This window comes from Vibrio sp. 10N.286.48.F5, from assembly GCF_041469785.1.
GTDB classification, from domain to species: Bacteria; Pseudomonadota; Gammaproteobacteria; order Enterobacterales; family Vibrionaceae; genus Vibrio; species Vibrio crassostreae_C.
In genome coordinates, this window is sequence record NZ_JBFRLG010000038.1 from 1 (window position 1) to 22,765 (window position 22,765).

The 22,765-nt window shown below is 44.3% G+C and carries 22 protein-coding genes, 2 pseudogenes and 1 riboswitch; of the genes and pseudogenes, 12 read left to right on the forward strand and 12 right to left on the reverse strand.

The genetic code is table 11. The features are described from left to right. Positions 1 to 875, forward strand: a pseudogene (locus AB4185_RS18900) (YfcC family protein); the annotation flags it as partial. A gap of 121 nt (positions 876 to 996) precedes the next feature. Here AB4185_RS18900 and glgC read toward each other — a convergent pair. After that, on the reverse strand, positions 997 to 2,217 hold the full coding sequence (gene glgC, locus AB4185_RS18905) for a glucose-1-phosphate adenylyltransferase (protein ID WP_372135757.1): 1,221 nt from the start codon (positions 2,215 to 2,217) through the stop codon (positions 997 to 999). Between the two features lie 400 nt (positions 2,218 to 2,617). Here glgC and ompW point away from each other — a divergent pair, with 400 nt between their 5' ends. After that, positions 2,618 to 3,259 carry an outer membrane protein OmpW gene (gene ompW / locus AB4185_RS18910; protein WP_004733008.1) on the forward strand — a complete coding sequence of 214 codons (642 nt, stop codon included), beginning with the start codon at positions 2,618 to 2,620 and terminating at the stop codon, positions 3,257 to 3,259. A 202-nt stretch (positions 3,260 to 3,461) separates the two neighbouring features. Further along, complete coding sequence (locus AB4185_RS18915) at positions 3,462 to 5,288, forward strand: choice-of-anchor I family protein (RefSeq protein ID WP_372135758.1); 1,827 nt, start codon at positions 3,462 to 3,464, stop codon at positions 5,286 to 5,288. A gap of 119 nt (positions 5,289 to 5,407) precedes the next feature. Here the strand turns inward: AB4185_RS18915 and AB4185_RS18920 are convergent, their stop codons facing one another. Beyond that, positions 5,408 to 6,127, reverse strand: a complete 720-nt coding sequence (locus tag AB4185_RS18920; RefSeq protein WP_004733012.1) for an SDR family oxidoreductase — start codon at positions 6,125 to 6,127, stop codon at positions 5,408 to 5,410. Between the two features lie 210 nt (positions 6,128 to 6,337). Between AB4185_RS18920 and AB4185_RS18925 the strand changes: the two genes are divergently transcribed. Next, the gene (locus tag AB4185_RS18925) at positions 6,338 to 7,243 is read left to right on the forward strand and encodes a LysR family transcriptional regulator (RefSeq protein ID WP_136974130.1); all 906 of its coding nucleotides are present in this window, start codon (positions 6,338 to 6,340) and stop codon (positions 7,241 to 7,243) included. A 63-nt stretch (positions 7,244 to 7,306) separates the two neighbouring features. Here AB4185_RS18925 and AB4185_RS18930 read toward each other — a convergent pair whose 3' ends face one another. Continuing rightward, positions 7,307 to 7,645 (reverse strand): helix-turn-helix domain-containing protein, encoded by a 339-nt coding sequence (locus AB4185_RS18930; protein ID WP_004733017.1) that lies wholly within the window; start codon positions 7,643 to 7,645, stop codon positions 7,307 to 7,309. 105 nt (positions 7,646 to 7,750) lie between these two features. On the opposite strand from AB4185_RS18930, the gene AB4185_RS18935 reads away from it, so the two are divergent. Both AB4185_RS18935 and AB4185_RS18940 read left to right on the forward strand, forming a co-directional pair. Beyond that, complete coding sequence (locus AB4185_RS18935; protein ID WP_102285119.1) at positions 7,751 to 8,518, forward strand: SDR family NAD(P)-dependent oxidoreductase; 768 nt, start codon at positions 7,751 to 7,753, stop codon at positions 8,516 to 8,518. A gap of 135 nt (positions 8,519 to 8,653) precedes the next feature. Next, entirely contained in the window at positions 8,654 to 9,307 is a 654-nt protein-coding gene (locus AB4185_RS18940) for a cupin domain-containing protein (RefSeq protein ID WP_372135759.1), read from the forward strand. A gap of 98 nt (positions 9,308 to 9,405) precedes the next feature. On the opposite strand, the gene AB4185_RS18945 is transcribed toward AB4185_RS18940, so the two are convergent. Then, positions 9,406 to 10,044: an NAD(P)-dependent oxidoreductase gene (locus AB4185_RS18945; RefSeq protein WP_136974127.1), complete on the reverse strand. Its 639-nt coding sequence runs from the start codon at positions 10,042 to 10,044 to the stop codon at positions 9,406 to 9,408. A gap of 161 nt (positions 10,045 to 10,205) precedes the next feature. Between AB4185_RS18945 and AB4185_RS18950 the strand changes: the two genes are divergently transcribed. Next, on the forward strand, positions 10,206 to 11,102 hold the full coding sequence (locus AB4185_RS18950; protein WP_102393461.1) for a LysR family transcriptional regulator: 897 nt from the start codon (positions 10,206 to 10,208) through the stop codon (positions 11,100 to 11,102). A gap of 131 nt (positions 11,103 to 11,233) precedes the next feature. On the opposite strand, the gene AB4185_RS18955 is transcribed toward AB4185_RS18950, so the two are convergent. Together AB4185_RS18955 and ribB are read right to left on the reverse strand one after the other, a co-directional pair. After that, the gene (locus tag AB4185_RS18955) at positions 11,234 to 12,082 is read right to left on the reverse strand and encodes a hypothetical protein (protein WP_136982933.1); all 849 of its coding nucleotides are present in this window, start codon (positions 12,080 to 12,082) and stop codon (positions 11,234 to 11,236) included. Positions 12,083 to 12,466: 384 nt separating this feature from the next. Beyond that, positions 12,467 to 13,123 carry a 3,4-dihydroxy-2-butanone-4-phosphate synthase gene (ribB, locus tag AB4185_RS18960; RefSeq protein WP_004733029.1) on the reverse strand — a complete coding sequence of 219 codons (657 nt, stop codon included), beginning with the start codon at positions 13,121 to 13,123 and terminating at the stop codon, positions 12,467 to 12,469. Positions 13,124 to 13,311: 188 nt separating this feature from the next. Then, positions 13,312 to 13,462: riboswitch (FMN riboswitch) on the reverse strand. A gap of 373 nt (positions 13,463 to 13,835) precedes the next feature. Here ribB and AB4185_RS18965 point away from each other — a divergent pair. Continuing rightward, complete coding sequence (locus AB4185_RS18965; RefSeq protein WP_372135760.1) at positions 13,836 to 14,579, forward strand: phosphatase PAP2 family protein; 744 nt, start codon at positions 13,836 to 13,838, stop codon at positions 14,577 to 14,579. A 66-nt stretch (positions 14,580 to 14,645) separates the two neighbouring features. On the opposite strand, the gene AB4185_RS18970 is transcribed toward AB4185_RS18965, so the two are convergent. From AB4185_RS18970 to AB4185_RS18980, 3 genes are all read right to left on the reverse strand, one after another. Continuing rightward, entirely contained in the window at positions 14,646 to 15,008 is a 363-nt protein-coding gene (locus tag AB4185_RS18970) for an MmcQ/YjbR family DNA-binding protein (protein ID WP_050620040.1), read from the reverse strand. Positions 15,009 to 15,087: 79 nt separating this feature from the next. After that, positions 15,088 to 15,813: a sulfite exporter TauE/SafE family protein gene (locus AB4185_RS18975; protein ID WP_170926822.1), complete on the reverse strand. Its 726-nt coding sequence runs from the start codon at positions 15,811 to 15,813 to the stop codon at positions 15,088 to 15,090. Positions 15,814 to 16,037: 224 nt separating this feature from the next. Continuing rightward, positions 16,038 to 17,249 (reverse strand): MFS transporter, encoded by a 1,212-nt coding sequence (locus AB4185_RS18980; protein WP_372135761.1) that lies wholly within the window; start codon positions 17,247 to 17,249, stop codon positions 16,038 to 16,040. 29 nt (positions 17,250 to 17,278) lie between these two features. On the opposite strand from AB4185_RS18980, the gene AB4185_RS18985 reads away from it, so the two are divergent. Further along, on the forward strand, positions 17,279 to 17,428 hold the full coding sequence (locus tag AB4185_RS18985; protein ID WP_372135762.1) for a hypothetical protein: 150 nt from the start codon (positions 17,279 to 17,281) through the stop codon (positions 17,426 to 17,428). Between the two features lie 460 nt (positions 17,429 to 17,888). Then, positions 17,889 to 18,503, forward strand: a complete 615-nt coding sequence (locus AB4185_RS18990) for a YitT family protein (RefSeq protein WP_017065874.1) — start codon at positions 17,889 to 17,891, stop codon at positions 18,501 to 18,503. 120 nt (positions 18,504 to 18,623) lie between these two features. On the opposite strand, the pseudogene sigZ reads toward AB4185_RS18990, so the two are convergent. Together sigZ and AB4185_RS19000 are read right to left on the reverse strand one after the other, a co-directional pair. Then, positions 18,624 to 19,208, reverse strand: a pseudogene (gene sigZ, locus AB4185_RS18995) (RNA polymerase sigma factor SigZ). After that, positions 19,192 to 19,488, reverse strand: coding sequence for a helix-turn-helix transcriptional regulator (locus AB4185_RS19000; RefSeq protein ID WP_004733042.1), 297 nt, complete (start codon positions 19,486 to 19,488; stop codon positions 19,192 to 19,194). Before AB4185_RS19000 ends, sigZ begins: the two are co-directional and overlap by 17 nt. A gap of 233 nt (positions 19,489 to 19,721) precedes the next feature. Here AB4185_RS19000 and AB4185_RS19005 point away from each other — a divergent pair, with 233 nt between their 5' ends. Further along, positions 19,722 to 20,822 carry a permease gene (locus AB4185_RS19005; protein ID WP_171732845.1) on the forward strand — a complete coding sequence of 367 codons (1,101 nt, stop codon included), beginning with the start codon at positions 19,722 to 19,724 and terminating at the stop codon, positions 20,820 to 20,822. 102 nt (positions 20,823 to 20,924) lie between these two features. On the opposite strand, the gene trmY is transcribed toward AB4185_RS19005, so the two are convergent. Continuing rightward, complete coding sequence (gene trmY, locus AB4185_RS19010; RefSeq protein WP_372135763.1) at positions 20,925 to 21,524, reverse strand: tRNA (pseudouridine(54)-N(1))-methyltransferase TrmY; 600 nt, start codon at positions 21,522 to 21,524, stop codon at positions 20,925 to 20,927. A gap of 256 nt (positions 21,525 to 21,780) precedes the next feature. Here trmY and AB4185_RS19015 point away from each other — a divergent pair, with 256 nt between their 5' ends. Further along, positions 21,781 to 22,305, forward strand: coding sequence for a DUF3087 family protein (locus tag AB4185_RS19015; protein WP_372135764.1), 525 nt, complete (start codon positions 21,781 to 21,783; stop codon positions 22,303 to 22,305). The last annotated feature ends 460 nt before the right edge of the window (positions 22,306 to 22,765 follow it).

A 22,765-nucleotide genomic window follows, 5' to 3' on the forward strand; every position in this document is an offset into this window, starting at 1 on the left:
ATTTTCCGGATTGGTATAACCCATTCTTTACGGGTATTGCACACACTATCGCTGAACTGCCTATGTATTCAGGCATGTGGTACCGCTTTATTGTTGGTATGTTCATGTTGTTAACGGGTGCATGGTATGTGCTTAACTACGCGCGCAAAGTTAAGCAAGATCCGACCAAAGGCTTGTTACACGGCACGGGTTACCACTATGAATCAAATGTTGAAGCGAAAACACTGACCACACGTGAAAAGCTTGCGGGCATCGCGTTCTTGGGCGTATTCGCATACATGATCTTCGGCACGTTGACGATGGGGTTCGGCTTCACCGAGATTGCGGGTGCATTCGTGGCGATGGCTATTATTCCGGGTTTGGTGGCGGGTTTATCTCCGAACAAGATCTGTGAGTATTGGACCAAAGGTGTTAGCGACGTATTGATCGCGGTACTGATCATCTTTTTTGCTCGTTCAGTGCTAACCATTATGGAAGACGCGAAGATTGTTGATTCTATTATCTTCTATCTTGCACAGATCATTTCTGGTAGCTCTAAACTTGTGGCAGCAGCAGGGATCTACTTCTCGCAGGCTGCGATCAACCTGTTCATTCCATCGGGCAGTGGCCAAGCGGTGATCACCATGCCAATCATTATTCCGTTGGCAGATATTGGTGAAGTGACTCGTCAAGTGGCGGCACTGGCTTCTCAATTGGGTGATGGTATTTCTAACTATATTTACCCAACCAATGGTGGCTTGTTGGCGGTATTGGCTATAGCAAAAGTACCTTACACCAAGTGGGTTCGTTTCTTCTTACCACTGTTCTTGTTCTGGTCGGTAGGCGCTTTGGTTTCTGTTGTGATTGCTCAAATGATTGAGTTAGGGCCTTTCTAAGGTTTCTGTTTAATCGAATACATGGACAGTTAAGGCTTAACTGAAGCTGTGTGAGTAAATAAGAAGGCAGCGAATTCGCTGCCTTTTTTCGTTTAAAGAAAAGCTATTCCAACGTTAAAGGTTACTCTTCAAATTGGTAAGAAGAGGGCACCACAATCACGCCTTGTTTTGATATGTGGAAGCGTTTCGCATCGGCAAGGCTATCAAGACCGATCTGGGTTCCGTCAGGCACCTTAACGTTCTTGTCGATGATGCAGTTTTGTATGTGGCAATTTTTTCCAATCTCAACATCTTCAAACAGAATACTATCAATCACAATCGCGGCATTGCTGACTTTCACTTTCGGGAAGAAGATTGAGTTTTGCGCCGAGCCGCCTTCAATTACAACGCCATTCGCTATCATCGAGTTGATGAATATTCCTTGATTACCTTCAACTGAAGCAATGGTTCGTGCGGGTGGCAGCTGCGGTTCGTAAGTACGAATCGCCCAATCAGGTTGATATAAATCGATAGGCGAAGCTGGCTTTAACAGGTCCATATTCGATTGGTAATAAGAGTCGATAGTACCAACATCTCTCCAGTACGCATCTTGGGTCACTCGGCCTTCTTCATCCCCAAACTTGTATGCGTAAACACTGTTGTTGCCCACCAACTTAGGAATAATGTCTTTACCAAAATCGTGGCTTGAGTTCGGATCTTCGGCGTCCGCCAGTAGCGCTTGTGTTAGCACTTCTTTATCAAAGACGTAAATGCCCATTGAAGCCATGCTTCGAGTCGGCCTACCAGGTACACAGGCAGGGTAACGCGGCTTCTCGGTAAAGTTATTGATCTCTAGAGATTCATCTATCTCCATCACACCAAACTCTTTGGCTTCGTCAATCGAAACCTCCATGCACGCCACGGTTAGGTCGGCCTCGTTCTTTTTGTGCTGCTTGAGCATTGGCGCGTAATCCATGCGATAGATATGGTCACCGGATAACACCACCACATGCTTGGCTTCACTGCGAGAAAGCAGATACAAGTTTTGATAAATTGCATCGGCAGTACCGCTGTACCAGCTATCACCGGTTCGCATTTGTGGGGGAACATTGGTGATGTATTCGCCGAGCTCGGGGTTAAGCACCGACCAACCATCTCTCAAATGTTTTTGCAAAGAGTGAGACTTGTACTGAGTCAGCACTAAAATTTGGCGTAGCCCAGAATGTAAGCAGTTCGCGAGAGTGAAATCGATGATTCGATATTTGCCACCAAAGGGTACCGCAGGTTTTGCACGGTTATCAGTGAGAGGGGAAAGCCGAGAGCCAACACCGCCGGCCAGAACGATTGTTAGAGTGTCTTGCATGATCAGAACCTCAATGTATTTATGATTATGAACATAGACTTGCAAGCACTAAGCCAAATGTAACTCATTGAATATTATACGCGGCAAGATTGATTCTTGTAGAGCTGCACCAAAATGATGCGTGCGAGATATTGGCTTGCTCTATTTTGATCCAAAGAGAGCTGAGCAAAGTGAAGGGATTGGATTAACAAAATGACGCACGGAAAAGTTGCATTACAAAACTGTCAATAAAATGAAGAGATAAAGTGATCGGGTCGATATAAATTTACATAAATAATCACAACTTTTCACAAATTGATTTCCATCAATAAAGTAGGGTTATTCTATGATACCTTGCACGCAAAATAAGAAATGATTACTCATTCACCAACAAAGATTAAGCCCCCAAAAGGAAATTATAATGAAAAAAACAGTATGTGGTATTGCGGTTATTGCGGCTCTTATGTCAACCAACGTTCTTGCTCATAAAGAAGGTGATTTCATCATCCGTGCAGGTGCAGCAACGGTATCTCCAAACGACAGCAGCGGCGCAGTGCTTAACAATCCAGACCTAGAGTTTTCAGTAGATTCAGATACTCAACTAGGCCTTACTTTCGGCTACATGTTCACTGACAACATCAGTTTTGAAGTACTAGCGGCGAGCCCTTTCTCTCACAGTATTTCTGTTAATGGCCTAGGTAAAGTTGCTGACACCAAGCACCTTCCACCAACGTTTATGGTTCAGTACTACTTCGGTCAAGCGAACAGTGACTTCCGTCCTTATGTAGGTGCGGGTATCAACTACACGGTATTTTTCGATGAAAGCTTGAATGCTAACGGCAAAAACGCAGGCCTTACGGATGTGTCTTTAGATGACTCTTGGGGTCTAGCTGCAAACATTGGTATGGATTACATGATCAATGAAGATTGGTTCTTAAATGCATCGGTTTGGTACGCAGATATCGGAACAACAGCAACATACAAGACTGCGACAGATACATTCAAAACTGACGTTGATATCGACCCATGGGTATTCATGATCGGTGGTGGTTACAACTTCTAAGCCATTTAATCAGTTTGTTAAAGTCGCTCAAGCACCAGCCAGCTTGGGCGCTTTTTTTTGCTTGCTTGTTAATGAAATGCTCACTCCAACTTATTGTTGTTATGAGTAAAAGAAACCTATTGTCGTCATTTATTGTTAATAAAAGAGAAAGATAACTGTCATAACAGCCCTTTATGATCGCGGTTCTAATTATGGAGGATATATGAATCGTAAATTTAATAAGCTGACTCTATTACTGCCTATCGCGGTAAGTTCTGCTCTGGTTGGGTGCTCTCAGTCAACTTCAACGTTGGTAACACCATCAACGACTTCAACACCCTCTCAAACGTCACTTAATGCTTTTAGCCTTCAATGCCAATCCATCCAACAGCCAATCGCGAGTGATGCTGAGGTAACCGGAATCAGTCTGGTTGGTCGTGCTATTGCCGACGCCCCGTTTGATACTTCTGCAGCCGAAATCGTCAGCTACGATTCATGTACCGACAAGCTTTATGTGGTTAACGCTCAAGCACAGAAAGTCGATGTGTTGTCGATGAACGCTGACAGCGCACCAACCTCAGAGGGCTCTATCGACCTTCAATCAGCCGCTGCGGCTTCTGGTATTACTATCGGTGCTGCGAACAGTGTATCGACTCATCAGGGCTTAGTTGCTGTCGCGATTGAAAACGCCGACAAGCAACAAAACGGCATCATTGCACTTTATCGTTCAGACACGTTAGAGCTGATCACTACTTATACGGCTGGTGCATTGCCGGACATGGTGAGCTTCTCGAAAGATGGTCGCTATATTGCCTCTGCAAATGAAGGTGAGCCGAATGCGGATTACAGCATTGACCCTGAAGGCTCAGTGACTCTGGTTGATTTAGCCAATGGTCCTTTGCAAGCGAAAGTCACTCAAATTGATTTTAAGGCATTCAACCAAGGGCAGTCTCGCCATGCAGAGCTAACTGACAAGGTTCGAATCTCGGCGCCGAATGCAACGGTTGCTCAAGATCTAGAACCTGAATATCTAACGTTTGCTGATAACGGAAAACTCTACGTAGCCCTGCAAGAGAACAATGCATTAGCAGCGATTGACGTGGCGAGTGCACAAGTCGATGCGATTCTGGGACTAGGCGGAAAACCTTGGGATAATGCTAAGCTAGATGCGTCAAATAAAGACAAAAACATCGGTAACCTACAAAGCTACGCAATGTTAGAAGGCCTTTATATGCCAGATAGCATTACCAGTTACAGTGTTGATGGCAACACTTACATCGTGACTGCGAATGAAGGTGATGGCCGTGAGTATGGCATCAAGACGACGCAAAAAGTGTGTGACGACAAAGGCTTTGAGTGGGATGGCGATGACTATAAAGGCACTGAAAACTACACCACAGAAAAAGACTTTTGTATCGCTTATGTCGATGAAGTGCGTGGCAAGAAGTTAGACGTTGATGCGAACCACCCATTAGCGGGTGCATTGAAAGACAATAATCAATTGGCTCGCCTTAAGGTGATTAAGCCACAAGGGACACTCGCTGCTGACCAAAAGGTTCAAGCATTCGGCAGCCGCTCGTTCTCTATCTGGGATGAGTCAGGCGAGCTAGTGTTTGATAGCGGCGATGATTTTGCTCGAATCGTACTTGAGCAAGATCCTGCAAACTTCAACAGCACCAATGATAACAACCAAAGTGGTGACGATCGCAGCGATGATAAAGGGGTAGAACCTGAAGCTATCGAAGTGGCTGAGATCAACGGTAAGCACTATGCCTTTATCGGCCTTGAGCGCCAAGGTGGCATCATGGTTTACGACGTAACACAGCCTAAGAACGCAAGTTTCATCAGCTACTTGAACAACCGAGACTTCACACAATCAGTGTGCACTAAGGTTGATGAAGACGGCGATTGCGACAACGATACTTACAACTCGAAAGCGGGTGACCTAGGTCCAGAGTCAATTAAGTATTTCACTCGTTCTGGTAACCACTTTATTGCGGTTGGCAATGAAGTGAGTGGTAGCACGTCAGTTTACCGCGTTGAGTTCTAATCTCGCTTATTGCTAACAATTAAATTGAATCAAAACAAAAGCGCCACGACTTGTTAAGTCGTGGCGTTTTTTTAGTTCATAGCTTATTTCATCGCTGATTTAGTCGCGATAGCAAAGGCCTATGGCTGTTGCTTAGTTGGTGCTAGAGCAATCTCACGGATACATACGTTCTGTGGTTGTTGGTAAGCGAATGATACAGCGCGAGCAATGTCGTCAGCTGCCAATACGCCGCCCATGTCTTCTTTCCAAGAATCGTAACCGTCTTTGATCTCTTGAGATGTTGTGTGAGACAGAAGTTCAGTCTCTACAGCACCTGGTGCGATAGTCGTAACACGAACATTTGAAGCCGCCACTTCTTCACGAACGTTCTCAGAAATAGCGTGTACCGCGAATTTAGTACCACAGTAAGCTGCGTGGCTTGGGAATGTTTTCTTACCCGCGATAGAGCTGATGTTGATGATAGTACCCGTGTTGCGTTCCATCATCGGAGCAAGTACAGATTGCATGCCGTTTAGAAGACCAATTACGTTCACGTCGAACATTGTCTTCCACTCTTGTGCGTCTTGAGTATCGATTTGACCAAGAAGCATTGCGCCAGCGTTGTTGATAAGCGCATCTACAGGACCAAACTTCTCTTCACCTTGTGCGATAGCTGCATCAAAAGATGCTTTGTCTGTTACGTCTACTTTCACAGATAGAGAGTTTGGTAGGTTAAGCGCTTCAAGGCGGTCAACACGACGAGCTAGAAGTAGCAGAGGGTGACCTTCATCGCTTAGACGACGAGCGATTGCTTCACCAATACCAGAGCTTGCACCTGTAATTACGATTAGTTTTTTCATTTTATTTCCTCTGTACTTTTATTGCGTCGGGTGGCTACGACGGGTTGTTTAAGTGCATTCGAATCAAGTGCTTGTTGCCTTGCTTCGTTGCGATGGAGGTATATTAAGGAAAATAGAATTGTTGATATATAGCGCTTTACTTGAAACACTGTTGCTGTGGTGCAACAATAAAAGTGTCTATCTCATAACCTCACTAGTAAGCTGGCGGCCATGCTCAATCAAATTAACCTGTCTGATATTCGTTCTTTCGTGCTGATCGCTCGTTTAGGTAATTTCACCAAAGCGGCGGAGGAGTTGGATGTGTCTCGTTCCCACGTATCACGCCAAGTGAGCAGCCTAGAAAAGCAGATGGGTGTGACACTGTTTATCCGCACCACTCGAACCTTGAGGCTGACGCACGCGGGGCAAGACCTGTATGCGAGATGTGAACAAGCCTTAGATAATATAGACCAAGCCTTGATTGCTGCTGTGGATGACGTCGAAGAAGTACGTGGCGACATAAAAGTAAACTGTGTTGGCGGTTATCTGGGCGAGGTGATCATCGCGGATCTGGTCAATGAGTTCATGCAACTCTACCCAGACATCAGCATCAGCCTTGATTTCAGTAGTAACCGAGTCGACTTGATTGAAGACGCGTTCGATATCGCATTTCGTATGGGAAGCCTTGAAGATGCGGGCTTTATCGCGAGAAAGCTTTTGGACATCGAGATGGGAACGCTCGCAAGCCCTGAATATTTTGCTCGCAAAGGAAAGCCAAACCATCCTAAAGATCTCATTCACCATGACTGCTTAACGGGGTCTGTGCGTAAGTGGAGCTTTCAAGCTTTGGATGACACCAAGAAAACAGTCGATGTTCATGTGACGGGTAGGCTGCAATGTAAGAATGGGCGAGTGTTAGTACAGGGCGCGAAATCGGGCAACGGAATTATTCGTGTACCAACCATCTATTGCTTGCAAGAGATCAATGATGGGCAATTGGAGCAGGTGTTTAATGAGTGGATAGTGCCGAAAGTGGACTTTTCAGCGATCTACCATCGAGACCGCTATCAACCAAGTCGAATTCGAACCTTCATTGATTTTGTAAAAGGTCGCTTTGAGCAAATGCCAGTGAGCTAAGTGCTGCTTGTTGCCTTCCTTTTTCTGTCTGCTGTTTTTGGCAATAGTTGGACTGGCTCAAACTTACATCTCGTCGATTTCGTTTTGTAGGTTTTCCAGCTGGTCTAGAATCAACAAGAACTTCTCGCCGAACGGCGTCACTTGGTATTCAACTCTTGGTGGTAGTTCGTTGAACATTTGCTTATCCAAAATCCCAAACTCCACATTTCGCTTCAAGCATTCATTCAATACCTTGGTTGATAACCCTTCGACTGAGCGCACCATTTCACCAGGGCGATTAATGCCATTTGCCAGTAATTGGTAAACCGTTAGCGACCATTTACAGCCGTAGATGGTTTCTACCATGCGAGCTGAGCGCTCTGGTGCTGATTTTCTTGAAAAAAAGTTTTCCTGATTTTTCATAAAGATGTACCAATAAGTACCTACCTAACCGATTTGTACTTACTATTCATAGTGTTAGTTCAAGGCCTAAGATTACCACGTTCACATGACTTAGGAGATAACAAAATGAACTTCACTAAAAATGGTATTGCAGTAGTAATCGGTGGCACGAGCGGTATGGGCTTTGAAACAGCGAAGCAATTAGTCGCTCAAAACATCCATGTGTTGGTTGTCGGCAATAACCCAACTAAGTTAGATAAAGCGGTGTCAGAACTTCAATCACTAGGCCATGCTTCTGGTTGGCAAGCTAACCTTTATGATGATGCGAGTGTGTCTCGCCTTATCGAACACCTTGAGTCGTTAGATGAAGGTATTGGTTACCTTGTTAATGCGGCGGGTTACTTCAACCCTAAAGCGTTTATTGAGCACCAAGAATCGGATTACGAGCAATACATGCAGCTTAATAAGGCAACCTTCTTCATTACTCAAGCGATAAGTAAATTGATGATCAAGAATGGCGGTGGCAGTGTGGTTAACGTTGGTTCTATGTGGGGCAAGCAAGCAATCAAAGCGACGCCATCTTCTGCTTATTCAATGGCTAAAGCTGGCCTGCACGCATTAACACAACACATGGCAATGGAACTGGCTGAACATAACATTCGTGTAAATGCGGTGTCTCCGGCTGTGGTTAAAACGCCGATTTACGAATCTTTCATCAAACCGGAAGAAGTGGATCAAGCGCTAGAAGGTTTCAACGCGTTCCATCCTATTGGTCGAGTTGGTTTGCCGAAAGACATCGCTAATAGCATTTCTTTCTTACTGTCAGACAGTGCAGATTGGGTAACGGGTGCAATCTGGGATGTTGATGGCGGTGTGATTGCTGGTCGTAATTAATTAGGATTCTTTTTAGGTGGCTGTCGCGTAGGCAAAATAGCAGCGAGATGGCCTCCTTGATGAGTATTCGCGTAGAATAGAAACTAGAAAGACAACAATAATAATTAAAACGATAACAAGAGTAAGGTCGCCATTATGTTCAATATGGACTTTTCAAAGAGACTGGTTATAGAAACCGAGGCATTAGATTGGATCGCGAGCCCTGCCAAAGGGGTATGGCGTAAGCCGCTTGAAAGAGAAGAGAAAGAATCGGGCCACACAACCAGTGTTGTGAAGTACGATCCTGAATCTTCATTCTCCGAACACCCACATCCGCAAGGAGAAGAGATCTTCGTATTAGACGGTGTGTTCTCAGATGAAACTGGCGATTTCCCCGCTGGCACTTATATCCGTAATCCTCCAGGCAGCGCGCATTCCCCATCGAGTAAAGAGGGCTGCACGATCTTAGTTAAGCTTAATCAGTTTGATGCGAGAGACTTAACGCAAGTTCGAGTCAATACGCTCGAAACGGAATGGCTACCTGGTATTGGCGGGTTACAAGTCATGCCATTACATGAGTTTGAGCACGAGCATGTCGCTTTAGTGAAGTGGCCGGTTGGCGAACGTTTTCAGCCGCACCGTCACTTTGGTGGAGAAGAGATCTTTGTGTTGTCGGGCACCTTTAAAGATGAACATGGCGTGTACCCGAAACATACTTGGATGCGTAGCCCTCACATGAGCGAGCATTTCCCTTATGTGGAAGAAGAGACGATCATCCTAGTGAAAACAGGTCATTTGCCACTGATATGATGATTATCTCGATAAGTAAAATAGAAAGCCGCTTACTAAAAGTCAGCGGCTTTCTGCTTTCTAGTGCCTATTGAGCTTACCTAATACACATTTGAGCATTAGTAAGCAACACCAATACGTTGGCGCGGGAACTTGCCAGCTTCGAGCTCATCAATCATCGCAATAGCGTAATCGCTGACTGAAATTTTGCTGTTACCATCCTCGTCGGTGAGCAGTTGATCGCCACCAGTGCGGTAGGTCGATAGTTTCTCGCCCGGGAATATTTCTGCGGCAGGGCTAACGAACGTCCAGTTAACTTCGCTATTAGATTGCTTGAACACTTCAAGAGCTTCGCCCTGTGCTAGCGCTTCATTTTTGTAATCCGCAGGGAAGTCAGGAACAGTCACTAGCGGTACGTTTGGCGCTACTTCTAATGAGCCAGCTCCGCCAACCCAAAGTAGGCGATCGATACCGATGCTCGGTAATGTTGCCAGCAATTTAGTCGCAGTGTTTTTTACGATGTCGTGATTACCCAGAGCACGTCCGCCAATCGAAGTAATGACTGCATCAACGCCGGATAGTGCGTTTGCTAGACTTGCGGCTTCATCTTGTAAATCAAATGAACGAACTTCAATGCCTTTGGTTTCCACGCGGCTTGCATCTCTTACAACAGCAACGACCTCGTGACCACGAGATTGAGCTTCTTGAGCGATGTGACTACCAATCCAACCTGATGCACCTAATACTGCAATTTTCATAATGTCTCTCCAATTATCTAATTTATTGAGTCTGTTTCTCGACAGCCATTGCAGTCTAATAGCTCACTAGGTTGCGATAAATATCGCAAAATGATGTAGATTGTATCTATATAGTGATCTAATAAGGTTCGATTAGCTGCGAAATAGTTCAGGAGAGTGTGATGGATAGGTTGACGGCAATGCGTAGCTTTGTCGAAGTTGCGAATTGTGCCAGCTTCACCCAAGCAGCTGAGCATTTGGGCATGAGTCGGTTGCAGGTTTCACGTCATGTTCAAGAGATAGAAGGGTGGCTGAAGCAGAGGCTATTACATAGGACGACTCGAAAGGTGAGCTTGACGGCGGCAGGGGAAATCGCTCTGCAGCGCTGTGAGAAAATCCTCCATGAGACCGCTGAGTTAGAAATTACGTCACTCAATCAAACCGATGATCTTTCTGGAACCATTCGAATTGCAGCCCCCATCGGGTTAACTCAGCATATGTTGTTGGATGTGGTCGAGCAGTTCACCGAGCGCCACCCTAATATCACGGTCGAACTGTTTGCCTCAGACCGCTTTACTCAGCTGGTGGATGAGAGGATCGATATTGCACTTCGTTATACCGATCAACCTGACGATAGCTTGATTGCACGAAAGCTAATGGTTATTGATTCAGTGGTGTGTGCCTCGCAAGCCTACTTGGACAAACATGGTGAACCTGAAACGGTCGAGGCGCTTCGAAAACACAATTGTTTTCGTCACTTGAATGTTTCTAAGTGGGATTTTGTTAAGGACAATCAACACTATTCGGTTGAGGTGTCTGGCACTATCAAGGCTAATGATGTTGGAGTGCTAACTCGTGCCGCACAGCACGGGAAAGGGGTAGTTCGTTTACCTTGTGACTTAGCCAACCCACTGATTGCGAATGGCAAATTGATACGAATATTGGATGAGTTTGTTTCACCGAGTAGTGTGCTGTGGGCGGTGTATTTGTCTCGTAGTTATCAGCTGCCGGTTGTTCGTCAGTTCATTGATTTTGCCGCAGAAGCTTGGTCTAGCGATATCAAATCTGGCGATGTTTGAAACTTCATAGGCAATGATACATAGCGATAGAATTTTAAAAGCTCATAAATACAAAAATCCGATATCAATGGTGATATCGGATTTGAACTCAATAATTCAGAGTTCCAGCACGCTCTCCTCTCACGAAGTCTTTACATGTAATGATGTACGGATAATCGGGTATTTATTACCTTTTCGTTTACGTCTGGTAAAGGCTGATACAAGCTTCTCGTAATGTCGGATAATACTTGGTCGTAAACTTGCGACACGACGCTAGAGATATCACTGGTTAATTCGTACATGCTATCTGCCGGTTGGGTCGCTTCGTTACTTGATGCGATCTCTGAGAGTGCATGCATCGCTCGCGTACAAACCGGTGACCCACTACTAAGAGGGCAGATAATCGATAACTGGTTGAGTTTTCTGTGTGTCTGAGAGGCGTAGAATTTGAATCTCAAATACTCCTCAGGCTTCTCCATATCAGGGATACACATTCGTAATTTGGTCAGGATCTCCATGCAATCTAAGATCTGTTGCCAATTCATGTGGTACTCACGGCTCATGTCTTCACGCTCAGACTGAATTAGCCAGATGATCATTACTTCATCCATCAAGAACATGCTATGGCGAATTGTTTTGCCATGAATCGATTGGTTACGCACCAAGCTACGGTTTTGCCAGTCGCTGTGCATAGCGATGAGCTTGAGGTGATAGATGCGATACATAGGGCGGCTGTCAAACGACACATGGGATTGAAGCAGCTCAGATACCTCAAGTATGTTGTCGTAAATCTCGTTCACTTTACGAATCGAGTCGCTAGACAATTTATACGCCAGAGCGTAATGCGTTGCCGCGCGGTGTTTGCGTGATAACAACAATAACTCTCTAAGCAGAACTAAGGTTTCAAACCTGTGTGATAGCGCTGTTTGTCTCTTCCTTGAGAAATGAAACAGGGCTGCAAGTACTAATAGGGATAAACCCACTGAAATAACTACAAACATATTCAACTCCTAATATTTGTATACCTACTTAGTGGTATTGCAGACACCATGCCAAAATAAATAAGTGTTATATTTCATTGATTTATGATTTTTCTCAAATTATGGATGATCAATCATGGTGCATGACTTCACCATTCGAGTGAATGTTTCTCATATTTTGCAGGATTTTTTGAGAGGTTACGCTTTTCTAACGATAGGTTGGGGAGGTTTCGGTAAGTAGAGACACTTTGGCGATCCATTTCAGGCTCGTTTCAAGCTACGGAAATTAAAAAGGCCTCACCCTATATGCTTTAACTCTAAAAGCAGTAAGAGTGAGGCCTTTCAATGTTCACTTCGCAGTGTAGTTGACTTAACGACTAAGTGTTTAGCATTGAGGGCTAAACGTTATGCAAGCTTAAGGTCGAACTCAGTGCGGTACATAACCATATCTTCAATGGTCAGTACTGGCATGTTGTGCATTTTACCGAAAGCAACGATCTCTGGCGCTTTTGCCATCGTACCATCCGGATTGGTTACTTCACAAAGTACACCGGCAGATTGAAGACCAGCCATTTGCATAAGATCTACTGTACCTTCTGTGTGGCCGCGACGAGCAAGTACACCACCTTTACGAGCACGCAATGGGAATACGTGGCCAGGGCGAGCAAGGTCAGTAGGCTTAGCTGTTGGATTTGCAGCTGTCTTGATCGTTGTTACACGGTCAGCGGCAGAAACACCTGTTGTTACACCAACTTTCGCTTCGATAGTGACGGTAAACGCAGTTTGGTTTGCGCTGTTGTTATCAACAACCATAGGTGGAAGTTCAAGTTGGTTCGCTTGCTCGTCAGTTAGACACAGACACACAATGCCGCTGCATTCGCGGATCATAAGCGCCATTTGAGCATTCGTCAGGTGTTCTACTGAGTAGATGATGTCGCCTTCGTTCTCACGATCTTCATCGTCAAGTAGAAGTACGCCACGACCTTCGCGTAGAGCTTGCAGTGCGTTTTCAACGCGAGTGATTGGTTCGCCAAATTCGGCAAGTAGTGAAGACTGATTCATGGTTAAACTCCTAAAATATCACCAGAATCAGGGCTGTATGAGGGATCTCAACCGAGCACAACAAAGCCTACTCATTACAAGTCAACTTTAGCTCATTATGGTTTTATCCAAAACGAAATGCACCCGCCTAAGTTGGAGGTACGAACCCAACTCACGCAGGTACGCCTTTCCAACTTAAACGAGTGTGTTTTCATTCTCTCTCATCCGGACTATAACCGTCGGCTCTGGCATCTCACCAGATCTGCTGACCTCGACGAATCGAGCGCTCGCGGGCTTATCTTTAGATTTTGCTAAGGACATACCGCCGGTGGGGAATTTCGCCCCGCCCTGAGAATAAAAATTAATAATCTGTTTTGCTTTGAAAGCAGACCAGATGGTAATCCTTTCGATAGTGGATTTAAAGGACTGACAGCAAAGTTTTTCAGATTCTGGCCTTATAATCCGGTAAGTGTTCACTTTATCGGCAGACCTTAGCGTGTGGTGTATAGCGGTGCGCAGGCTATGTTTAGTGGGTTTTGATGTCTATATGTACACAAGTGGATGGTCTGGATTATTGGTGATGGCGTGACAGTTCATCAGCTCAATACTTAAGAGGCCCTTTAATCGATTATTGTTACACCATGACGGCTTACTGACCGTTTTGACATAAAATTGATATTGACGATGCTAAGCTGCGATAGCATCCGACCACTTTATCTAAAAGATCTTAGCCATGACTTCTCTGTTCTCTAACAAATCCAAAGGCTTATTACTGCTCGTTCTAAGTTTTTATTCCCTCATACCCTTTTTGATCTTTGGATCTGACTTCGACCTTGGAAGTGCTGTTTTGCCTTTCTATGGCGCCTTCATAACGTTTGTGACTTACTCTGCGGGCAATCAAGGGTTCTTGGTAACACTAGCGATTTTGTCTTTAGTATTGTTCACGATGAAGTTTTCCAAAGCGAAGTTAGTCAGTCTTTGTCTGCAGCTCGGCTTGTTGTTGGTGCTTAGCTTTGCAGCGAAAACCTTCTTAAAGCATTCCACTGAGAGCCCTCGTCCTTATTCTGAGTATTTGGTGACGCAGGAAGTGGTTGATATGCCGGAAGTGTTTTACGAATTACCATTGGTTGAAAAGAATGCTGCGATTGAGTCTGTACAAGATAAGGTGAGCGAGTGGCGAACGCGTCACTGGTTGGGTGAAACTGACTACTCTTTCCCATCTGGACATATGATTTTCGTCGGTGTGTGTTTGGCATTCTTTGGTGGATTGTTCATAGAGGCGAAACGCTTTTACCTAGTCGGCGGTTTGTTGGTTTGGGCTGGTGGTGTCGCCTATAGCCGTGTTTGGCTTGGCATGCATCGACCTGAAGACCTAGCTGCGTCTATCGCCTTTGCGGGTTTAATTTATTTATTGGCGCCACTGATTCCAACGCAAAAGATAGAACCTTTATTGCCCAAGTTTTTAAGAGAGGCTTAAGGTTTTAAGAGCTGCCTAAGTTTTTAAGAAGTGCATAATTCTATATTTAACAAGCAGAGATTCTGGCTACTGATTGAGCCCGAGTTCTGCTTGTTTCTTTTTGGTTAGCCCTAAAGAGACAATTCGGTGTGACTCCGTGAGGTAGTATCTCAGCTCCTCATCCCTTTCTGATGTGCTCTCAAAAAGCTGAATCCACTTCATGCCACGAGAAGCGAAGTAGGGTGCGGGTTTATAGCCCGGCTCTTCTTTGAGAAAGTCGAAATTCTGATCGGACGCCTTGAAGATAAACGCAGGCTCATCTTTCGGTCCCCAACCACCAATCGCAAACACCTTGCCACCTACTTTCCAAACGTGAGAGTTATTCCACTGCATCACATAACTGGTTGCAGGCAGTGACTCGCAGAATGCGTTGAATTCGTCGTAAGTCATAGAGCGTCCTTTTATCTACTGGGTGTTTGATCTGTGGTTTTTAAGATGTCTTTCTTCTTCTTGTCTTTATCGCCAATAACTAGCCAGCTAAACCCTGCCAGATTGCCGTAAAGCCACTGATAGAACATAGCAGTAATGAACCAATGCGTATCTTCTCTTTAGGGATGCTTTGTGTCGTCATCAATGCCACTTTATAACCTAACCAAGCCGCAGGCAGCAAAGGGATGGTGATGATCAAATGGTGCATGGTGAAGAAGCCAATTGGGATCTGAACAATCAACGAGATGATCGAACTAAACACGAAAAACGCAGAAAGGTTGCCACGAAGCTGATTAGCGTCTTGGTGTTGCAGTAGTAGTGCCATCGGAGGACCACCAATACCCGAACTGGTGCCAAAGAACCCAGAAAAGAAACCTGCAATACCCATCTTAGTTGGGGTTGGTTCGAGTCTAAAGGGCAGTAGGCTAACAATCACGGCAAATACCACCAATAAGCCCAACCATAGTGATAACACGCTCGTTGAAACCATCACTAACAAAGCGCCACCTGCCAGTGACCCCGGAATGCGGCCCAGCAATGCGATTTTTAATCCGCCAATAGAGATATTTGCTCGATGTTTAAAAGCGTTGAATAACGAGATAAACAGACCGATTAAACAGATAGGTGCAGGTACATAATCAGGAGAGACCAAAAACAGCAGTGGAGCTGCAACAATGGCCAAACCAAAGCCGATTGCGGTTTGCACAAATGAGCCGACAAAAATAAGTGCCATTGCGATAAGGACAGTCTGATCTATGTATTCCATAAGCCTGCGGATTAGTTTTAAAGGAGCGGGTGGATACTATAAATGAAAACCAAAATAATAGTCTTATTATTCAGTGAGCTTTATGCCAGTTTCGCTAGTTATAATTTCTATTATAACGACCAATAAAAAAGCGAGTGAGTATCTCAGGATGCTTCCTTTCAATATTCACTCGCTTTATTGGAACGACTTGTTGTTTACGCTAGTGGGGGAGTCAGCATAAAACGTTAAGCCATTGCCAATTTCAGTCGCTCAATGGGTTTGTCATTGATTGGTAAATGGATAAGCGCTGCTGCAAATGCCAGTACTACCGTTGACCACCAGATTGGCTCGTAAGAACCGTAGTAATCGTAAATACGACCACCAACCCAAGCGCCTAAGAAGCTACCCACTTGGTGAGTAAAGAACACCAAGCCGTACAACGTTGATAGGTAACGGGCACCGAAGATCTGACGAACTAAACCAGACGTTAGCGGAACCGTACCCAACCAACAGAATCCAATTGCCGCACCGAAGATAGCCGCGGTTGACTCAGTCACAGGCAGAGTAACAAACGCACCGATAACCACAGTACGCACTAAGTACAGTGCAGACATTACGTGGCGTTTGCTGAACTTGTCGCCCATTACACCCCAGAAGTAAGACCCAAAGATGTTGAAGATGCCAACGTAAGCCAGTGCCATCGCAGCGCTGCTCGCGGGTAGGTCTTTATCTGCTAAATAGCTCGGTAAGTGCGTTGCGATAAACATTACGTGGAAACCGCACACGAAGAAGCCCGCGTGAATCAACCAGTAACCTTTGTGAGCAAACGCTTCAGACAACGCTTCTTTGAGTGTTTGGTTCTCTTCAGCTTGCGCTTGTTTGCTTGAGGCTGCTTTAGGCGCTCGCATGAACAGCGCAAAAGAGATCATCAAACAACACAGTACGCCAAACACTTGCATCGCACTCTGCCAGTCAAATTCATTCAGCATGTATTGTGCGCCCGGAATTACCGCGAACATACCAAATGAACCTGCAGCCGTGGTTAAGCCAAACGCCTTAGCCGCGTGCTCTGCTGGTACAACTTTCGCTACTGCGCCAAGCACGATCACGTAACTTGTCGCACTCAAGCCAAGACCAACCAGTGCGCCTAACGAAACGTAAAGCATGCTCGATTCGGTAGAAATTGAGGTAAGAAGTAAACCCAAACCGTAAGCACATGCGCCAGCAATAATGATGCGTCTTGCTCCCCATTTGTCAGCGGCCATACCAACAAAAGGTTGGAACACACCGAACAATAAGTTTTGTAGAGCAATAGAGAAGCTGAAAAACTCTCGACCCGTGCCGAAATGCTCTGAAATTGGCATCATGAAAATGCCGAATGATTGTCTGATCCCTAGACTGATAATAAGTGTGCCTATCCCTAGCCATACCAGTAAAGGAAAACGGAAAATGCTCATTCTAATACTCTTAAATTAATGGTGGTGATGTGAGTGGTCTTGCGCTGACATGTGTTGGTCAGTCATCTCATGGTGATGTTCGTGTCCAGAATGATCATGCCCTGACTGCTGGTGGCAACCACTGCTTACGGCATGCTGAGCCAAGAGATCAATCAATGGCTGACTGTGATGCACAATAACCAAACTAATGACGAGGAATAACGTCATTCTGGCAAGTTGGGCAAAAAGAGATTGTGAAAACATACGGTGTTGACATGCGCTCAATGTTGTAAGAAGTCGCGCATCATAGTGATGAGTCGGGTATGTATCAAATGACCATTTGTGATGTAGTCTATGCGTTTTATGCATAGATTGTCGCTTGATTGGAATTGGTATAAAACGCGCTCAATAAATAAGAAAACTTGAAGCTCGTTAGTTAATAGAAACAAGTATCTAATTAAGAATGAAAGTCTAAATTAAGGCTTATAACTAGCTGTTTAATATAAAGTTTCACAAAGCTGTAAAAACTAATATACAAACTAATCACTAAGCAACATTGCTCGTTCACTCGACTTATCTGTCAAACATCGTAAATTTGGGCATAAATCGTTTCAAGACTACTGAAACGCGATGTTAAAAGATTCAGGGAGAGTCATTCACATGGATAAAGATCATAATCTTCGCGAAAACTTACTGGCACTGATCTTAGGTAGCGCATTGGTTTCACTCGGCGTTATCTTTTTCAACCAAGTCGGTTTGCTCACCGGGGGCACGGCTGGTCTAGCGATCTTCATTACCAAAGTAACAGATTTGAGCTTTGGCCAAGTATTCTTCGCACTTAACTTACCTTTCTATATTTTGTCGGTTGCTCGTATGGGCTGGCGCTTCACAATCAATACGTTTATCGCGGTTTCGATTGTTTCGTTCGCCGTGGATCACTTGTATCACGTGATTCAAATTGCCGAAATTCATGCATTGTATGCAGCTTTACTTGGTGGTGGCTTGATTGGTACCGGCATGCTGGTGATTTTCCGTCACAAGATGAGCTTAGGTGGCTTCAACATTCTGGCGTTGTTCTTACAAGAACGTTTTGGAATTCGAGCAGGTAAGGTTCAGATGGCATTAGACTGCACGATTGTTGTGCTTTCTCTGTTCATTGTTGATGTGTCATTGGTTCTTCTGTCTGTGCTTGGTGCGATAGTCACCAACTTGATTCTAGCAATGAATCATAAACCGGGGCGCTATCAACCTGTGGTAAAAGCGGAAGCAGCATAGTTCGGTTCGCTCAAGCTCTAGATTTGCTTAAGTAAAGAGTGATTTGCAGATTATGAAAACAACAAAGCCAGCATTAATTGCTGGCTTTGTTCTATTGAAATAACGGATTCGATGTAACGATTAACACTTGCCGCAGCTGGCGTTCGGCTTAAGCTCGCAATCAATCACATTGCCTTGTTGATCAAGGGACAAGTTACAACACTCTTCAAACAGGTTCTTAAGATCAGCACGGCTTTTTTGCACGCGGGATTTAACCGTTGAATAGCTGACGTTCTGCGCTTCTGCGATCTCTTTTTGGCTTTGGCCTTTGATGTCGACCGCAAGCAGTAGCGATGAACTTTGTTCTGGCAATGCCTGAATAAAAGGTTCAATACACAATGAAAGTTTCTGCTTAAATTCAGAGTCGTGGTCTAAATCGGTAAACCACAGATCTTCAGCATCAATTTGGCTATCACGTTGTTGGCGTGCATGCTTACGGTAGAAGTCGATAATGGTGTTGTTGGCTAACTAGAACAGCCAAGCCTTAACACTGCTAGCATCTTGTACCTTATCTAAGTTCTGATAGGTCTTAATCAAGATATCTTGGAGCAAGTCGTCTACATCCGCAGAGTTGTTGACCTTTGAATGCAGGAATGACTTTAATGCTTGCTGATACTCGGCCCAGACTTGTTCGAGCTTCAAAGGTGCATTAGTTGCACTGTTCATTTACGCAACATTCGTCTTGTAAGAAATCAATCACACCTTCTAGGCACTCATACTCCGCCACGCAGAATAGAGTTCTTCCTTCTCGTCTTTGGCTGATTAGGCCCGCAGACGCCAAGCTTGATATGTGGTGAGACAAGGTAGAACCGGGAATGCCTAGCTCTTCTTGTAGGCCGCCAACTGCAATGCCTTGGTAGCCAGCTTTAACGACACTCTTATAAATGGTTAGGCGAATAGGGTGCCCCAACTCTTTAAGTGCTTTCGCAACGACTTCTAAGTTCATATTAACTCCTCAAGATTTAATTTCGATGTTAGTCGAAATGTATGTCGAATTCAAATTTAAAAACGGTGTCTGTGTAAGTTATTGAAAAACTGTGTTTTCGAAAATCATTTCGATTTTTATCGAAATAATGCTTGTTCTGGAGCTGTTTATTTCTATAATTCGAGAATATTCGAAATTAAGGGTTGGTTACTTTTCTCATAGAGCCCGACCTTCAATCCAGTTTGGAGTTAATTATGAGCAATGAAATGTTAACAATGCTGAAAGACGCACTTGATATGTTCGCTTTCTTAGCAGTAGAGCTAATTATCCTTTTCTTAGCGATCAGCTACATTGTTGGGATTCTTCAAGAGTTCCTTACACCAGAAAAGATTCAATCTATCCTGAGCTCACGTAATGGTAAGGGTTATGTAGTAGCAGCACTACTGGGTGCAATTACACCTTTCTGTTCATGTTCGACCATTCCTTTCTTAAAAGGATTGCTGCGTGCAAGAGCGGGTTTCGGTCCAATGATGGTGTTCCTATTTGGTAGCCCACTATTGAACCCAGTGATCATTGGTTTGTTTGTGATTACCTTCGGTTGGCAAGTTGCTGTGTTCTACTTCCTTGTAGCAATGACGGTGTCTGTAGTGGCTGGTTACGCACTTGAGAAGCTTGGCTTTGAGCGTTACGTAAAACCTGAAGCGTATGAATCAACAGGTTCAGCTTCAAGCTGTGGCACTAGCTGTGGTGATTCTGATCCTAAGAAAGCAGCACCGGTTAAAGCGGAATCTTCATGTGGTACAAGTGCATGTGGCGAACCTGCACCAGTAATGGCAAAAGAGACATCTTGCTGCGATTCTAAAAAAGAAGAGCCACAAGTAACGGTTTCATGCTGTTCAGCGGATGGAAGCGCAACAGCTGAAATCGTAGAGAAGAAAGAACCTAGTCGTTGGATGAGAATTTGGTTCTCAACTTGGAAAGACTTCAAACAAGTTTTCCCTTACCTAATGATGGGTATCGCGATTGGTTCATTCATCTACGGCTTCATTCCTACAGACCTAATTGCACAGTACGCTGGTGAAGGTATGTGGTATGCGATTCCAGTAGCTGCCGTGATTGGTATTCCACTGTACATTCGTGCTGAAGCGGTAATCCCATTAAGTGCAGCTCTAGTACAGAAAGGTATGGCGTTGGGTTCAGTAATGGCATTGATCATTGGTAGTGCAGGTGCAAGTTTGACGGAAGTTATCCTGCTTAAATCAATCTTCAATAACCAAATGATTGCAGCATTCCTATTCGTTATCCTAAGCATGGCGATGGGTGCAGGCTTCCTATACAGCTTCATCTTTGGTTAATCAGGTCTGATTTCGAGATAACACCATTGATACAAAGAGATAGATAATAAAAAAGAGCTCACATAGTTGAGCTCTTTTTTGTTTAGCTTATCAGTCCGGAGGCTAGAAACCGCGAATATCCAGCTCATTATTGATCAATACAACGCACTGAGAAGCAAACAGCATGTTCGGGCCTAAGCTGATTTTTTCTGTCCCTAAGCGCTTTAAGCTGTTGTAGCTTTTCTTCGGCATAGGGATGTGATCAGTAAGAAGGAAACATGGGTTTTCAGCAATCTCTGCATCACGGATAAAGTCACCTTTCTTATCCATCATGTATAGCTGGTGGTCTTCAGCCAGTTCTTTGACTAGTTTTTCAAAGCTCATAGTGCGAACGACGATTCCCGGTTCAACCTGACGAGTCTGCTCTTTGGTCATACCTTGAGAAGCATCAACCGCTCTTACTACCGCTGATAACAATGCCGATTCATGAAAGCCACCAATGTTGGTGATCTCATTTGAATCGAAAGTGATCGTACGTGAAAAGTCTTTAGTACTTTCTAATACAAGGTGTACGGTGACATTCTCACGGTGAGATTGAGCAACGAAGATCGTGTTCATCAGAGTATGAGCCAGAATCTCAGTATGAGTATCTTGCCCAACACCTTCTAAGATAAGTTTGCTCTCTGTAGGGGCTGCGCGAGCGCGTAATACGAATGAACGCATGGAATGTACCTTGTCAGTATGTGATAAAGCGAAACGGCCTTTATCAACATGAATTGATGAATAACCAAAATTGTGGCGGTATGTAACTCTTTTCTATTAATGAAGTCAAATGGAGTTGCACTTAGCACCAACCCGCGAACTTTGAGTATTAAATAGAGAATGACCACATTACAAGACGGTAAGGGTTGAAGCGAACCAATGTTTACATAGATAGTATGCGCAAAATTATAAAGTGACTTACATAAGGAAGCTGTCGGTGAAGTTACAGAAGATTAATAAAGAAGAATATAGAAAGAAGATGAACCTGTTGTTGGTGTCATTAGTTGGGTCACTTGCATTGTTTGCCATTGTATTCGGCACCATTCTGATCGAATTGTTTGGCTCGGCGACTTCAATTACTGGTGAATCGACAGGGAACTTTCATTTGAACGTATTTGGGGTGATCTTATCTGTCGCTTTGAATGCGTTTATCGCAAGCCGAGTGAAAGGGCATGAGTATTTCAAAGAAGCGCTTTATGTTTGGAACCTGAAACAAATCCACAATCAAATCTATCGTAAGCTCAAGCGCATTCAGCCAAAAGCGGAACAAGGCGACCGAGACGCGCTGACTATCCTTTACTTCTATTACACTACGCAAAAACAGGTATACGACCTAGACAATAATACGTTGACGATAAAAACGGTTCAGCAGTCGCTAGATAACATCGTAGAGCTGAGTGATAAATGGAGTATTGAACTAGATATAGAGGTATTTTCGAAAGATTTAGTCGCGAAATTTTAAGTGATATGCCTGTAATTGTATGAGCTTTGACCTGTGAAAGACGCTTTTGACGTAAAAGTAGACACTTAAGCAACTTTTTTGAATTTTTATCAAAAAAGGGGTTGCCATGTTTACGATGATCTCTATAATGCCGCCTCACTGACACGGCAGACGCCACAAGGCTTCAGCGGTAATCAGTAAGACGGAAAGTTCGAAACAAATTAATTTTAAAAAGTGTTTGACACTTAAGATTAAATCGCTAGAATTCACGTCCGCTTTCAAGGGTTTCTTTGTAAAAAGAAAGTTTCGATAAGCAAAGCTCTTTAACAATTTAAACCTATCAATCTGTGTGGGCACTCGTTGATGAATATCAAAACGTTTTATCGTTAGATAAAACAGATTCTTCGGAATCAAAATTGATTTCAATGAACTGAGTGACCAATACGTTTAACTACTTGTAGTTATTCGGCACAGTCAATTC

Excerpts from the sequence above, each read along its gene's own strand:
- glgC (WP_372135757.1), bottom strand. The coding sequence starts at position 2,217 with ATGCAAGACACTCTAACAATCGTTCTGGCCGGCGGTGTTGGCTCTCGG.
- ompW (WP_004733008.1), top strand. The coding sequence starts at position 2,618 with ATGAAAAAAACAGTATGTGGTATTGCGGTTATTGCGGCTCTTATGTCA.
- AB4185_RS18915 (WP_372135758.1), top strand. The coding sequence starts at position 3,462 with ATGAATCGTAAATTTAATAAGCTGACTCTATTACTGCCTATCGCGGTA.
- AB4185_RS18920 (WP_004733012.1), bottom strand. The coding sequence starts at position 6,127 with ATGAAAAAACTAATCGTAATTACAGGTGCAAGCTCTGGTATTGGTGAA.
- AB4185_RS18925 (WP_136974130.1), top strand. The coding sequence starts at position 6,338 with ATGCTCAATCAAATTAACCTGTCTGATATTCGTTCTTTCGTGCTGATC.
- AB4185_RS18930 (WP_004733017.1), bottom strand. The coding sequence starts at position 7,645 with ATGAAAAATCAGGAAAACTTTTTTTCAAGAAAATCAGCACCAGAGCGC.
- AB4185_RS18935 (WP_102285119.1), top strand. The coding sequence starts at position 7,751 with ATGAACTTCACTAAAAATGGTATTGCAGTAGTAATCGGTGGCACGAGC.
- AB4185_RS18940 (WP_372135759.1), top strand. The coding sequence starts at position 8,654 with ATGTTCAATATGGACTTTTCAAAGAGACTGGTTATAGAAACCGAGGCA.
- AB4185_RS18945 (WP_136974127.1), bottom strand. The coding sequence starts at position 10,044 with ATGAAAATTGCAGTATTAGGTGCATCAGGTTGGATTGGTAGTCACATC.
- AB4185_RS18950 (WP_102393461.1), top strand. The coding sequence starts at position 10,206 with ATGGATAGGTTGACGGCAATGCGTAGCTTTGTCGAAGTTGCGAATTGT.
- AB4185_RS18955 (WP_136982933.1), bottom strand. The coding sequence starts at position 12,082 with ATGTTTGTAGTTATTTCAGTGGGTTTATCCCTATTAGTACTTGCAGCC.
- ribB (WP_004733029.1), bottom strand. The coding sequence starts at position 13,123 with ATGAATCAGTCTTCACTACTTGCCGAATTTGGCGAACCAATCACTCGC.
- AB4185_RS18965 (WP_372135760.1), top strand. The coding sequence starts at position 13,836 with ATGACTTCTCTGTTCTCTAACAAATCCAAAGGCTTATTACTGCTCGTT.
- AB4185_RS18970 (WP_050620040.1), bottom strand. The coding sequence starts at position 15,008 with ATGACTTACGACGAATTCAACGCATTCTGCGAGTCACTGCCTGCAACC.
- AB4185_RS18975 (WP_170926822.1), bottom strand. The coding sequence starts at position 15,813 with ATGGAATACATAGATCAGACTGTCCTTATCGCAATGGCACTTATTTTT.
- AB4185_RS18980 (WP_372135761.1), bottom strand. The coding sequence starts at position 17,249 with ATGAGCATTTTCCGTTTTCCTTTACTGGTATGGCTAGGGATAGGCACA.
- AB4185_RS18990 (WP_017065874.1), top strand. The coding sequence starts at position 17,889 with ATGGATAAAGATCATAATCTTCGCGAAAACTTACTGGCACTGATCTTA.
- AB4185_RS19000 (WP_004733042.1), bottom strand. The coding sequence starts at position 19,488 with ATGAACTTAGAAGTCGTTGCGAAAGCACTTAAAGAGTTGGGGCACCCT.
- AB4185_RS19005 (WP_171732845.1), top strand. The coding sequence starts at position 19,722 with ATGAGCAATGAAATGTTAACAATGCTGAAAGACGCACTTGATATGTTC.
- trmY (WP_372135763.1), bottom strand. The coding sequence starts at position 21,524 with ATGCGTTCATTCGTATTACGCGCTCGCGCAGCCCCTACAGAGAGCAAA.